This window comes from Blastomonas sp. 34TW (genome assembly GCF_059803595.1).
Genome location: NZ_JAPFGW010000029.1, coordinates 1 through 12,591, shown reverse-complemented (window position 1 = coordinate 12,591; position 12,591 = coordinate 1). Strand labels below are relative to the sequence as shown.

At 59.4% G+C, this 12,591-nt stretch carries 12 protein-coding genes; 8 read left to right on the top strand and 4 right to left on the bottom strand.

Annotation, left to right across the window (positions count from 1 at the left end; all coding sequences use genetic code 11):
• Both OPU69_RS19435 and OPU69_RS19430 read right to left on the bottom strand, forming a co-directional pair.
• Positions 1-189 (bottom strand): hypothetical protein (locus OPU69_RS19435; RefSeq protein WP_498513187.1); only part of this gene is annotated, 189 nt, incomplete at its 3' end.
• A 113-nt stretch (positions 190-302) separates the two neighbouring features.
• On the bottom strand, positions 303-569 hold the full coding sequence (locus OPU69_RS19430; RefSeq protein WP_498513185.1) for a WGR domain-containing protein: 267 nt from the start codon (positions 567-569) through the stop codon (positions 303-305).
• A gap of 653 nt (positions 570-1,222) precedes the next feature.
• On the opposite strand from OPU69_RS19430, the gene OPU69_RS19425 reads away from it, so the two are divergent.
• The 3 genes from OPU69_RS19425 to OPU69_RS19415 all read left to right on the top strand — a co-directional run bounded on the left by OPU69_RS19425 (position 1,223) and on the right by OPU69_RS19415 (position 4,745).
• Entirely contained in the window at positions 1,223-2,305 is a 1,083-nt protein-coding gene (locus OPU69_RS19425) for a replication initiation protein (RefSeq protein ID WP_498513189.1), read from the top strand.
• Positions 2,306-2,474: 169 nt separating this feature from the next.
• Entirely contained in the window at positions 2,475-3,677 is a 1,203-nt protein-coding gene (locus OPU69_RS19420) for an AAA family ATPase (RefSeq protein WP_498513183.1), read from the top strand.
• A gap of 48 nt (positions 3,678-3,725) precedes the next feature.
• The gene (locus OPU69_RS19415) at positions 3,726-4,745 is read left to right on the top strand and encodes a ParB/RepB/Spo0J family partition protein (protein ID WP_498513181.1); all 1,020 of its coding nucleotides are present in this window, start codon (positions 3,726-3,728) and stop codon (positions 4,743-4,745) included.
• Here the strand turns inward: OPU69_RS19415 and OPU69_RS19410 are convergent.
• Entirely contained in the window at positions 4,705-5,652 is a 948-nt protein-coding gene (locus OPU69_RS19410; protein ID WP_498513179.1) for a hypothetical protein, read from the bottom strand. The genes OPU69_RS19415 and OPU69_RS19410 overlap by 41 nt on opposite strands.
• 187 nt (positions 5,653-5,839) lie before the next feature.
• On the opposite strand from OPU69_RS19410, the gene OPU69_RS19405 reads away from it, so the two are divergent.
• The 5 genes from OPU69_RS19405 (at position 5,840) to OPU69_RS19385 (ending at position 11,831) form a co-directional block, all read left to right on the top strand.
• Complete coding sequence (locus tag OPU69_RS19405; protein ID WP_058539819.1) at positions 5,840-6,850, top strand: site-specific integrase; 1,011 nt, start codon at positions 5,840-5,842, stop codon at positions 6,848-6,850.
• A 207-nt stretch (positions 6,851-7,057) separates the two neighbouring features.
• Entirely contained in the window at positions 7,058-8,128 is a 1,071-nt protein-coding gene (locus tag OPU69_RS19400; RefSeq protein ID WP_054590513.1) for an AAA family ATPase, read from the top strand.
• A gap of 127 nt (positions 8,129-8,255) precedes the next feature.
• On the top strand, positions 8,256-10,547 hold the full coding sequence (locus OPU69_RS19395; RefSeq protein ID WP_498513176.1) for a S8 family peptidase: 2,292 nt from the start codon (positions 8,256-8,258) through the stop codon (positions 10,545-10,547).
• A gap of 29 nt (positions 10,548-10,576) precedes the next feature.
• On the top strand, positions 10,577-11,170 hold the full coding sequence (locus OPU69_RS19390) for a hypothetical protein (protein ID WP_156419805.1): 594 nt from the start codon (positions 10,577-10,579) through the stop codon (positions 11,168-11,170).
• Positions 11,130-11,831 (top strand): DUF6988 family protein, encoded by a 702-nt coding sequence (locus OPU69_RS19385; protein WP_498513174.1) that lies wholly within the window; start codon positions 11,130-11,132, stop codon positions 11,829-11,831. Before OPU69_RS19390 ends, OPU69_RS19385 begins: the two co-directional genes overlap by 41 nt.
• Here OPU69_RS19385 and OPU69_RS19380 read toward each other — a convergent pair.
• Positions 11,828-12,591, bottom strand: a 764-nt coding sequence (locus OPU69_RS19380; RefSeq protein WP_498513172.1) for a DUF7146 domain-containing protein, incomplete at its 5' end; no start/stop codon positions are given. The genes OPU69_RS19385 and OPU69_RS19380 overlap by 4 nt on opposite strands.

Genomic DNA, 12,591 nt, shown 5'->3' with positions numbered 1-12,591 from the left:
CAATGCCGCCTCGAGCAGGTCAAAAGCGTCCCGTTGGCTCCAGGCGCCGTTTGCGGAGCCCTCCCCGTAGAGCTGGCTCATCGTCTCAAACAGGCGTTGTTTGTTCGCCATTCCGGTGGCGATGGCGTTCTGGATTTCGGTGATTGCTGCGTCCAGCTTCTGGCTGGATTGTTCAAAAAGGTCGGTCACGGTCTGCTCCTGATGCTGAACCGCATCAGGTCATCCCCCTCCCCCCTTTGGCGAAGCTGCTTCGTTTCAGGAAGAAGATCTCGGCTAAAAGAACGCCTACTAATCGAGTGAAGTTATCCGACTGCTCGGTAGCGAACACCAATCCGCTGGATTGCGCTTTCGCGTCGTGCTCGGATCTGCTGTGCGATTACGTCAGCCGTTGCTCTGTCCGGATAGCTCGTGGTGACCGCCCTGCCCTTTGACCCTATCCGTCCCCACCGCCGCTCAATGGTTGTCCAGCCAAACAGATCGGTTTCGATCCAGAGGTCGTAAGCGCGTGCAACATTGCGTGAAGGGTCGATAGCCTGCCAATGCCACGACTGGCTGAACGGTGTTTCCATGATGGCAGCGTGGCAGAGACATGGGTGAGCGGTCCAACCGGAAATCTGAATCACAGACCCGTCAGTGATTCAGTGAAGCGATTGGAGGCTGTGACCTGGCTCAACACTTTCAAAACATCATCAAAAAACGCCGCTGCTTGCAGCGGAAGGATTTCTGATTCTAGAGATTCAGATTCGGGGCTAAATTCTGATGTAAGTTCAATGCCCTATGACAATGTTCCTGACCCGGCGGGGGTGTTTGGCTGACCTTATGGGGGCTATCACCTGACCGAGTGGGGGCTTCCCCCTGACCTTCTGGGGCATTCCTGACCAATTGGGGGAAGTGCCAGTGTCTGATCTGCAAGCTCCCATTCAAGAGGATCGCGCTGCCTTTTCTCGCAAAAACTGAGTCCTATCCTGTATCTTCTGACAAGCGTTGCCGACTCGCAGGACATCCGCCGATTCCGCCAGTCCATTCAGCTCGTCTAATCCTGACCTTTTGGGGGCTGCGTTCAGGGTTCGATCCTGACCTGACTTGACGCAAGAGGTCAGGTCAGGCAGCAAAGGCGCTCACAAGAATCGAGCTACGATCGCAGTATGGCATGGAAACGGATGACAGCCCAATAGCTGAGGCTCTCGAAGAGAAGCCTAAAGAGGCAACACCGGGCCGTGCGATGCGCGTCGCTGCTGCATTGAAGGCAAAAGGCGGGGACGAGTTCGCCAAGCCGGGCAACATCATCGAGATCAAGTTCGTCAAAGGTGAGTCACTGAGCCTGACAGCATCCCGGCTCCTTGCCCTCATGATTCTGACTGCCGGTGGTGATGCGTGGGAGGACCGGCCTCACCGCATTCGCAAGGCCGATATTCGTCGCGGTCATAAAGGCAATGAGCGGATCAGCGATATGCTGCAGGAACTTCATCGCACTCTGTTTGCTGTGGATGATAAGTCGTGGAGAGGAAAGAAGGCCACCCTCCTGTTTTCCCTGATCTCCCGGTCCAAAGAGGAGACCGACGAGGATGGTGGTGAGACGGGATGGATCGAATGGGAGTTCACGCCTGATGCGCGCAAGCTGATCCAGGCGTCTGAGACCTATGCGGTGCTCAATCGGCAAGCGGTTCTGGGCTTCCGCTCGAATTATGCCCTGAAGCTTTACGAGCTAGGAGCGCTTCGCCTTCATCGACGGCAGGCAACCTGGCGAGGAGATATGCAAGCGCTGCGGGCAGCGCTTGGCATTCCGCCTGACGTTTACACTGACTTTGCTCAACTTCGGCGCAAGGTGTTGGAGAAGGCAAAGTCCGAGATTGACCAGTTGGCGCACTTTCGCGTCGAGTGGCGTGAAATCCGACAAGGGCGAACGGTCACCGAGCTTGAGTTCCGATTTGAACCGAAAGGGGCGCCTGAAGTCCTCGAAACGGTAGATGAACTGGATAGGCACTCCGCGGGACGCCAAGCAAGGCGTACTGGCTCTGTCGAGACTGTGACAGCGGGGCAGGGTGCAATCGCCGCACCAACGACCGACGCGCCTGTCGCTAAGCAGCTAGAATCAACTTTCCCCTCGTCAGGTTCGATCCGCTTCGGACACGCCGATCTGCTTGAAGTCGGCAAAAAGCACGGCGGCGGATGGGATGTCGATCTTATCGCGAGCGGATTCCGCGAGCACATGGGCAATCGGTTGGAGAAGCTACGTGGCGCCAAGCTGATCGCTGCCTGGAAGGGTTTTTGCGAGGGGTGGGTAAACCGGCGGGGGCGACCCTGAGCCGCCTAAATTGCACGCGTGCAATTCTCCTTGCCCCCACCGAGTCAGGATGGCGCGCATCCATCCTAAAATCGGCCCGACAAGGCGTCTGAACTTTCGAAATTTGTGATTTTCTTGACCGAAAAGCGCAAGTGGGTGTAGCACACTCCCAATTGCGAAAGGACGGCATGTGTCTAACGGACTTCAGATCGAAGAAGCGGAGCGTTTGGTCTCGGTGGCAACGCTAGCCAGTCGAACATCCTCAGTGCTCGAAAAGCTGCGCGACTCCGCACGAAGCGCTCGGGCAGATGCGCGCCGGGAGCCTACCTTTACGATCGGGAAGGCAGCCGAGCTCGTCGGGCGGACACCGGCGGCCATTCGGGACGCCGAGAAAGATGGAAGGCTGCCCGAGCCAGCGAGGACAGATAGCAATCGGCGCGAGAGATACACTCTTGCCCAGCTTAACGATATGCGCGGCGTATTCGGCACGAGGCCGTATCGTGCTCCGACTGATCCGTGTTGCGTGGTTGCGGTTCAGAATTTCAAAGGCGGTGTCGGCAAATCGACGCTCTCCGTACATCTAGCGGAATACCTCGCGATCAAGGGCTATCGTGTTGCGTTGATCGACTGCGACAGTCAGGCGTCTGCGACGACGCTGTTCGGCTACGTGCCAGACCTCGATCTGACAGAGGACGATACCCTCTACCCGTTCCTTCGTGAGGGTGAGCGGTCATCGCTCGACTACGCCCTCCGCAAGACCCATTTCGACGGCCTTGAATTGATCCCTGCCAATCTTCGGCTGTTCAATTCCGAATATGAATTGGCCGCCAGAATGGCGCAAGGGAACGGTGCCTTGCTCGACCGCCTCAAGGAAGGGATTGAGAGCATCTCGGACCGGTTCGATGTCATCGTCATGGATCCCCCGCCGGCGCTCGGCGCAATCTCTCTGTCCGTGTTGCGGGCTGCGAATGCGTTGGTGGTGCCGGTCCCTCCGACCGTGATGGACTTCTCGTCGACCGCTGCTTTCCTATCCATGCTTGATGAAACGATTGAGCAGCTCGCGGACCGGGGTCTTGCGCCAGAGCTGACGTTTTTGCGCTTCGTCGCTTCAAAGGTCGATGAGAACAAGTCTATGCAGAAGGAGCTTCTGCAGTTGATGCGGACCCTGTTTGGTCACGCCATGGTTCGCACGCCGCTCAAGGATTCTGCCGAGATCGACAATGCGACTGCGCGGCTAATGACCGTTTATGAACTCGACGGACCGGCCACGAGTTCGGCGGTGCGCAATCGCTGCTTGAACTATCTTGATGGCGTGAACTCTGAGATCGAAGTCGACATTCGATCGATGTGGCCAAGCCATCAGAAGCGCCTCCGCCAGGAGGCATTGGTATGAGCCGCTGGGGAAATTGCACGCGTGCAATTCTGCTGATGGGAGGCATGCATGAGTAGGAAGAACAGCGGCTTTGCCGCCGACTTGGCGGCAGGAATCGATTTGACCGAAGAGTCCGCCGCGCCGCGTCGATCGAGCATCGCTTCGAATGTGCTGACCGGGCGTTCAAACCGTTTGGCTGATCTCGCGTCTGGGGCGATTGTTTCGCGCACGCATGAGCTCGTCGACCCGGCAAGGTGTCGGATGTGGTCTGGCCACAATCGCGACTATGCGCTCCTCACCGAGGAACGCTGCGCTGACCTGATTGAGAGCATTAAGGCACAGGGCCGACAGGAGATCCCGGCAATTGTCAGGCGCTTGTCTGGTGACGACGGATATGACTTCGAGGTCATTTGCGGTGCACGGCGGCACTGGTCGATCAGTTGGCTGCGGGCGCACAACTATCCAGACTTCAAGTTCCTCGTGGACGTCCGCGAAATCGGTGACGAGGAGGCGTTCCGGCTCGCTGATCTCGAGAACCGTGCACGAGACGACCTCACCGATTTCGAACGGGCGAAGGACTATCTGCGAGCTTTGACGGCCTACTACGAGGGTCGGCAGAAGACGATGGCCGAACGCCTCAAGGTGTCCGAAAGCTGGCTAACACGTTATCTCGATCTGGCCCGCTTGCCCGGAGAGCTGACCATAGCCTTTGCCCATCCGCAGGAACTCGGAATTCGTAATGCGATCGCACTCAAAGCGCTCTTGAAGCCCGAGGACCGGAGGGAGAGGGCCTTCCAGGAGGCAGCCCGGCTTGCTGCCGAACGGGAGCGAACTGGCCAGTCACCTTCTGTGCTGGAAGTGATCAAGGCGCTTTCTCTTGCGGTCGATCCCCCCAAGAAGTCAGGATCCCCCAAGAAGTCAGGAAAGGCCGAGACTGTCGCCAATGCTGTGGGCCAGCCTGTGCTTCGGATTGAGGGAGCTGATCGCAAGGGGGTTCGGATCACCTTGTTGAACAAGGGTGGTGCGACGCGCCAGGAAGCCGAAGAGGCTATCCGCGGTGTACTAGATCAGCACTGGCCGGTAGCATAGCGCTATCGATCTCGCGCAAGCCCACCATGCCTGCCTCCTGCAGCGACAATACGGATTGCGAAGCGGTTCGCTTTGTCACGCCAAGGCTTCTTGCAAGTTCCGCTCTGGTGAGAGGGCCAAGGCTGACAATCATGCGCCACGCCTGCGGAGCGGTGGAGGAGGCATACAGTCGTCCGGCCAGTTGCTTGTCGGCCAAAGCGACAGCTTCTCGCATCATCCGCAAATCGGCCGCGGCTTTGTCAGCGGCCGTCTGAATCGCTGAACGGAGAAGCCCGGGCAGGGGTTCTTCGTGGAATTCGCGGAACAGGACCCGTGACATCACGCCTGCAAGCGCCAGCGGGGCCGACCCCAAGCCAAAAAGATGAGGCCGCATGGCCGTCGCCAGTGAGGCGGCCCAGGCCGCGCCACGCGGGGCCGAGCGCGTGATCGCGAACCCGCCGACCTTGACCATTTCGCTCCCGCCTTCGAAGAAGTCGAGTTCCTCGGTTCGCAGTTCCTCAAGCCACTCAAGCAGGGTGCCCACCGGATCTCGGGTCGGCAGCAACGCATCGAGCCGCTCGAGCGCGCGATCGGCGGGCAAGTAGGCCTCGCTGAACCCTTCGGAGTGGTTTTTCGCGGCCATGGCCAGCTTGGCGGCATGGGCGAGGGGAGGGTGACCTCGCCGGCTGATCCACGACAAGAATTGACGGCGTTCTTCGGAGTACCACGAACGCACCAGCTCGTCGGCCTCGAGCCCAGGGTTGTGTTCAATTCCAATATTATCAAACGGATAATCGCGCACATGCACACGCCAGAGGCGCCGGAGTGAGGCCAGCGCAAGGCATTCGGCGAGCGCTGGCGAGATGAAGGGGAGGGCGCCTTCGATGCGGGCAAGCGTCAGTTGCCAAGGTGCTGGGGCGGATGCCATCTGCCAGATAGTATATAAATGGCTTAAAAAGTATACCCAGCTTGTATGGCAGGTTTAGTGTCCGATAAGAGCCCTTCACGGACGATAAGGCATTCTATATAAAGCAGCCTGAATTGGCCGCGATGACGTCCGCGCCCAACGCAGGGATAGGGCACACCAGCGGCAATGAAGCTTGAGGAGTGTCGCCGTGGACGATGACAGCAGCAGGGCTTTGGGGCTTTCAGATGAAGTCGCGCTTTCGCCGCTGGGGAATGCGATCCCGCCGCAGCTCGCAGCTGAGATCGAAGCGGCGCGCTCGTACCGGGCGCGATCCAAGGCGGCCAACACTGTGCGGGCCTATGACAGTGACTGGCGGCAGTTCGAGGAATGGTGCTGGACGCGCGATCTTGAGCCTATGCCTGCCATGCCGGAGGCAGTTGCCACATACCTTGCCTGGCTGGCGCAGGCGGGGAGGGCGGACAGCACCATCGGGCGGCACCTTGCCTCCATCGCCTGGCACCACAGGCAGGCAGGACAGGTTGCGCCCCAGCACCGCGATCCGCGCGCAGTAATCGCCGACACACTTGCTGGGATCCGGCGTGAGCAACGTGCTCGGCCGACGCGCAAGAAGAGCGCAATTCTGGCGGCCGATCTTGCGCGGATGATTGCAGCTGCCGAAGGCCAGAGTCCGCGAGCGATCCGCGACCGAGCGGTCATGGCACTGGGGTTGGCGGCGGCGCTCCGGCGTTCCGAACTTGTCGCGCTACAGCTGGCTGACCTTGAGCTGGTGCGGGAGGGTCTCAAATTGACGATCCGGCATTCGAAAACCGACCAGGAGGGCGCAGGGCAGGTCATCGCGGTGCCTTCTGGTAAGGTGCTAAAGCCCGGCGCGCGCCTCAACGAATGGCTCAGCGTTAGGGGAGGGGAGGCTGGTCCTTTGTTTTACCGCACCGACGCACAAGGTATGATGACCAAGGAGCCCATGTCGGATCGCTCGGTTGCCCGCCTGATCCAGCGTTACGCTGAAAAGGTTGGGCTCGATCCTGCCGCATTCGGTGCCCACTCGCTACGCTCAGGGTTCCTGACCGAGGCAGCCAAGGCGGGGGCCTCATTGCCGAAGATGCAGGAGGTATCGCGGCAGAAAAAGGTCGAGGTGCTGCTTGGCTATGTCCGCGACGCAGCGCTGTTCGAGAACCATGCGGGTGAGAGATTTCTGTAGAGAATCTGGGCTATGGGATGCTGGCTTGCTCCACGATGGTCCCTGGTTTCAGGTACCCTTACGGAGCGTCACATATGGCAGAGGCGTTTTCGTGCTAGGTCTGCTAGAGCTGGACCTCGAATAATTGATTACACCGCAGGAAAATTTCATTAGATTCCCTAGGTAGTCCATTTTGATCCTGCCGCTTGAGTGACTGAAACATAGAAAATGGCCCGCGCTGATCATCTCGTCTCGCTCGTTCGCGCCAGCGTTGCTGGCGACCGTGAGACGTTGCGCGCAGCGGCCGAGGCCATTGCCGCGGACGAACGAGCCAAAAATCACCACATCGTTGCAGATCGCATCGAACGCGCACTAAGCACCGTGCCGGTAACGCCGCCGCCTCTCACGACCTCCCAGCCTCAGGTCGGGCCAGGTCGAGACACGATCATCGAAATCGAAGCGCGGGTTAGATTTGATGATCTGCTCCTTTCGTTGCCAGCGCGCGAGAATGGTCGTCAGCTGATCGAAGAGCACATGCGTGCTGATGTTTTGCGCGCACATGCCTATGAGCCACGGCATCGGATTCTGCTTTCCGGGCCTCCTGGAAACGGGAAGACGTCCTTTGCTGAGGCAATCGCGGAAGCGCTGGGCTTACCATTCTTCGTGGTGCGTTATGATGCTTTGATCGGCAGTTACCTTGGTGAGACCAACGCCCGTCTTCGCAAACTGTTCGATTATGTGCGCACACAGCCGAGCGTCCTATTTTTCGACGAGTTTGATGCTATCGGTAAAGAGCGTGGCGACACCCATGAAACCGGCGAAATCAAGCGCGTGGTCTCGTTCTTGCTCATGCAACTCGATCAATTGCCGCCGTATGTCATAGTTGTTGCGGCTACCAATCATGCAGAGTTGCTTGATCGCGCGGTATGGCGTCGCTTTCAGATGCGGTTAGCTTTTCCACAGCCCGATCGCAAACTGCTCGAGGTGTTTTTGGACAGGGTCATCTCTGGCTGGCCTGAAACTCCGCGCATGACTGTACAGAAGCTCGCGACCCGCCTTGGCGAAGTAAGTTATGCTGAAGCGCTCGACCTGTGCCAGAATGTGAGGCGCAGGCAGATATTGGGTTTGGGGGAGATTGGGATCGATGATGCGCTCGAGACAGAGCTTGAACTATGGAAATCGCGCGTACGGCCCGGGAATGTAGATGGCGAGCGATCCAACCAAGCCCCTGCTGAGGCTGACGCCAGACCAATCAAGACAACGCCCCGCCGGTCAGCAAAAATTTCCCCGACCACCTGAATCTTTCCCTCGGGATCGCCAGCAAGCCACATTTGCCCCAAAATTCGACCGCCTGGCCCAGGCTTTGGCGCGAGATCCGGGCGGTCTCGAACTGCGTGCCGATCCGGCTGCCCTGGCACCGGAGAGATTGCTCGTCTTCGAAGTCCGTGGCTCGGTAAACAATTTTGCCGCAGCCGTTCAGCGCGTGCCCGGCCTCGAACTGATCGACGAGGAGGAGTTAGGCAGCGACGACGACAAGGAGCCCGTTGCCTACCTCCTTGTTCCGGACGCACGCGCGCTCGCAGAACTGCTCTCTCTTTGGAGGCGCTGGAACGCCGATCAACTGCAATTCGGGGAGACGCCGTGGCGTGGCGTGTTCGAACTGCTTCGCGATCTGCGACCATGGGGGCCTCAGGACAGGGTCCAACGAATCGACGCCAGTTTTCTCGCCGAGGAGATCGAGGAGCGCGGCGAGGACGAGCTTGTCCCGCTGGAGATCGAATTGATCTACCGAGCCTCTGAGGTTCAGGCCCAGGCACGGGAAGATGAAGTGCGCGCGGCAGTGACCGCACGCGGCGGGCAGATCATCTCGCGTGCCCGGCTGCCCGAGATCGCCTATCATGCCCTGCTCGTGGATTTGCCGGTACGCGCGATCCGGGAGATCATCGATCAGGCGGAAGGCGGCATCGCCAGCCTCGAGCCTGTCATGCACATCCGCCCGCAAAGCCTAGCGACGACGATCGAGATCGAGGACGTCACAGACGCCGGCACCGCTGCTGCGGTCGGCAACTTGCGCGAACCGATCCTGGCCCTGCTCGACGGAGTTCCAGTCGCCGCACATCCGCTGCTCGCCGCTCATCTGGTCGTGGATGATCAATTCGATCTCGAACCCCATGCCCCCGTGGACCAACGCGTCCATGGCACTGCGATGGCGTCGCTCCTCGTGCATGGCGACAGGAACAATCCCGCACCGGCATTGCCGCGGCGCATTCATGTTGTTCCGGTGATGGGTGCTGGGGATCGCTTCCCGGCACGACGGCTTGTCGTCGACATCATCTTTCTCGCCATTAGAGCGATGCGAGAAGGCCCGGATGCAACGGCGCCGGGCGTGCTGATCGTCAATCTCTCGCTTGGCAACGAGCGGCGTCCCTTTCAGTCGTCGCTGTCGGCATGGGCACGGCTGCTGGATCGACTGGCGTACCGATACGGCATTCTGTTTCTGGTGAGTGCTGGTAATGTGAGGGAGACCTTCGGCGTCCCAGCCTTCGCGACCGGCACGGCTTTCGAAGACGCTGACGCCGCCGCTCGCTGTGACGGCACGCTGACCGCGATCGGCAATCTGATGGCTGACCGGCGTATGTTTTCGCCGTCCGAGGCAATCAACGCGGTGACGGTCGGCGCGTCCAATGACGATTGGGTGTCGGCTGCGGACCGCCGCGCCGCCCGCACCATCATCGACCCCTTTCCGGGCATTCGTGCCGCCAACCCGTCGAGCGCTCTCGGCCCTGGATTTGCCCGATCAGTCAAACCTGACATTTTGATGCCGGGAGGTCGCGAGCACCTCCGCCAGATGCGGACCGACGGTCATGTCTTCGTCAGACCGGCGCCCTCAACGCGCCCCGCTGGCCTCAAAGTGGCGGCGCCTCGTACCGGCGCCTTCGGGGTAGCCGAAGGCTATTCGGGCGGGACCAGCGGCGCGACCGCGCTGGCATCACGCACATGTCATCGAATCCACGACGCACTGGAGGCAGCGTATCCGGATTTTGCGGGCCTGCCCCACATTCAGCGGGCGGCCCTGCTCAAGGCGCTGCTTGTCCATCCCGCCCGCTGGCCCGATGACATTGCTGCACGGATCAAAGCGATCATCGGTCCGGTCGGCGGGCATCACAGCCACATCAAGGACAATATCAGGCGCTTCCTGGGATTTGGCTATGTCGACGCCGAAGACGCGGTAGCGTGCGCGGAGGACCGCGCGACGTTCTGGGCGGTTGGAGAACTTTCACGCGACCGTGTCACCACTGTCCGTGTCCCCATACCGGCGGTCATGAGCGGTCAGGCCCGGCCCCACAGCCTGTCGGCGACGCTAGCATGGTTCACACCCGTGCAACCGGGACGCAAGAGCTACCGATCCGTTCGCCTCAAGCTGCTCGATCCAGCAGAAGCCGGCACTTTGGGCGTTTCTCCGCGTAGCCTTCAACCTGACGGCAATCAGACTAATCGCGGCACCATATTCATGCGTTGCTGGGAAGGTGACAAAGCGCCGGTCGTCGGCCCGGATATGACGATTGACCTCGTTGTGCAGCGCGATCCAGATCCGGGCACTCCGATAGATGAAGCTGTACCATTCGGTCTCGCGGTCACTGTCGCCATGCCCGGCATCGTCGGTCTCTACACGCAGGTCGCACAGCGCCTCGGCATCGCGCCGCGTCAGCCGGTCTGAGGCTCGCTTTTCTTCGGGATGTTGCAACCATGAACGTCAAAAGGAAGCCTGCCAAAGCCGAGCGACCAACATCGAAAATGCGCGCGTTGTTCCGCGAGGCCGCGCGCGAAATTGTCGCCCGGGATCGCGAGGCGCGTAAAGGGGGGCGCACGCAAAATACGATTGGCGAGATCGAGCGCGCAATGGTGAAGGCCTATGTCTGCGGACAAGAAGCCCTGTTGAACAAGCGCGAGGGGTTGCTCCCTTCGGCCAATGCTTTGGTCGACTGGTTGGAAATTCCCCCTCGGGCAAGGGAGACGCTGAGCTTCCTGACAATCTGTTTTTCTCACCGCTGGTCGACTGTACGGGGCGAAGCGTCTGCTCCGACCAGAATTCCGAGCGAAATTGAGTTATTCATCGAGAATGGTCGCAAGCGATGGACAATCGTAAACGGTGAAACGCGCAGCGAAAGATCGGTTGCCGACGGCAGTGTCGCGCCATTGGTTCGCCTCGGGCTGCTCGCGGCAAGCTCCGATTATGCCGACCGCTATGTTCTCACAGCATCTGGCATAGCTGCTGGTGAAGAGTACTGGCGCAGGTCTGATGCTGGTGATCCCACACTCCCACGCGAAGGAATGCGGTGACATTAACCTTTCAATGACCCCAGCCACAGGCGGTGGGAAAGAAACAAACATGGAAACGAGTACAAGCTCGGAAAACGTTCGGACGGCCATCTCAATGGCGCAGGATGATTTGGCATGGATTCGCGCCAGCCTCGAAGGCTTGGAGATCAAAGGCGATCACAGGCATCGCATTCCTGGCCAACTCTTCGATCTGTCGATCGAGCACCATGCTGGCATTATCACACTGATATCGATGGCCACTTATGCAAGTGCATTCGCCCTCGTCCGATGTGCCTTCGAGTGCTTCGTGCGCGGGGCCTGGATTCATTACTGCGCTTCGGAACAGGAGATAGAAGCGTTCGTCGAAAAGGATACGATCGCGCCGAAATTCGGTGATCTAATCAAGGCGATCGAGGAGCGCCCAGAATTCTCGGTCAAATTTCTTTCGACGGTGAAGCAAAGCGCATGGAGTGCGATGAACGGCTACACCCACGGCGGTGTCCATCAGGTGTCCCGAAGGTTACAAGGTGACTATATCGAGCCTGCCTTTGATGACGACTCTCTTCTGGAGGTAGTGAGTTTCTGTCGCACAATGGCCTTGATCGCCTTCGGACAGATAGCCTCACTAGCCGGACGTTCCGATCTGGTAGATCAAGCAACCGACAGGATGAAAAAGGCTTAGATCGATGAACTAATGTCTGCGTCTGTAAAGTCCGATTTGTAAGCGTTTTTGCTCGAATTTTTCTCGTCCCTGGGCCTTGCTGTTTTTGCCGCTGCCTGCGCCCAGTCGTGGAAACGCCTTGGCGGTGGATCACGAATGATCTGCCTTTCCGGTATGTTGTGTGATCCAACTGCCGCCATTGCAGCGCATCGGCCTGGACCATCGTTGTCCGCGGCGATGTAAAGGGTGCCAACATGGTCTGGAACGTTGATTAGCGCGAGACGCTCATTCCCGAGTGCTGCCCAGCACGGGATTCCTCTGATCTGAGCATAGCTTGCCGCATCCTCCATGCCCTCAGCAATAGCGAGCACATTGCCTTCGAACTGTGGAGCCCAAGCACCCTGTCCGGGTTTGCCGAGCATGAATTTGCCATCATGCCATGTTCCATCGTCCGTCAGCCTGATCCGCTGGATAGCCGTCATTTTGTGCCCAGTTCTGACGGCGACCAGCACCGCCGCCCGGAAGATGGTTTTGGGCTTGCGGCCAAAAGGGCAACGTGGATGAAAGCGTAAGTCGGGGAGGTTGACGGGCAGTCGACGCGATCGAAGGTAGACTTCGCCGAGCGTCCCGCGGATCTCTGTGCCCTGATCCCAGATCCTTCTGACGTTGGGCGCAGTTCCTTCTGGACGGTAGCTCGGCGAAGGGGAATTCAGGATCGGTTTGGTCCGACCGATTGCGCGCAGGACATCCTCGCTGCGGCATCCCGCAAAACAGTGGACCA

What these genes read in the sequence shown, in the direction of transcription:
- OPU69_RS19415 (WP_498513181.1), top strand. Translation starts at nt 3,726, where the DNA reads ATGAGTAGGAAGAACAGCGGCTTTGCCGCCGACTTGGCGGCAGGAATC.
- OPU69_RS19425 (WP_498513189.1), top strand. Translation starts at nt 1,223, where the DNA reads ATGCGCGTCGCTGCTGCATTGAAGGCAAAAGGCGGGGACGAGTTCGCC.
- OPU69_RS19430 (WP_498513185.1), bottom strand. Translation starts at nt 569, where the DNA reads ATGGAAACACCGTTCAGCCAGTCGTGGCATTGGCAGGCTATCGACCCT.
- OPU69_RS19400 (WP_054590513.1), top strand. Translation starts at nt 7,058, where the DNA reads ATGGCCCGCGCTGATCATCTCGTCTCGCTCGTTCGCGCCAGCGTTGCT.
- OPU69_RS19410 (WP_498513179.1), bottom strand. Translation starts at nt 5,652, where the DNA reads ATGGCATCCGCCCCAGCACCTTGGCAACTGACGCTTGCCCGCATCGAA.
- OPU69_RS19390 (WP_156419805.1), top strand. Translation starts at nt 10,577, where the DNA reads ATGAACGTCAAAAGGAAGCCTGCCAAAGCCGAGCGACCAACATCGAAA.
- OPU69_RS19385 (WP_498513174.1), top strand. Translation starts at nt 11,130, where the DNA reads ATGCTGGTGATCCCACACTCCCACGCGAAGGAATGCGGTGACATTAAC.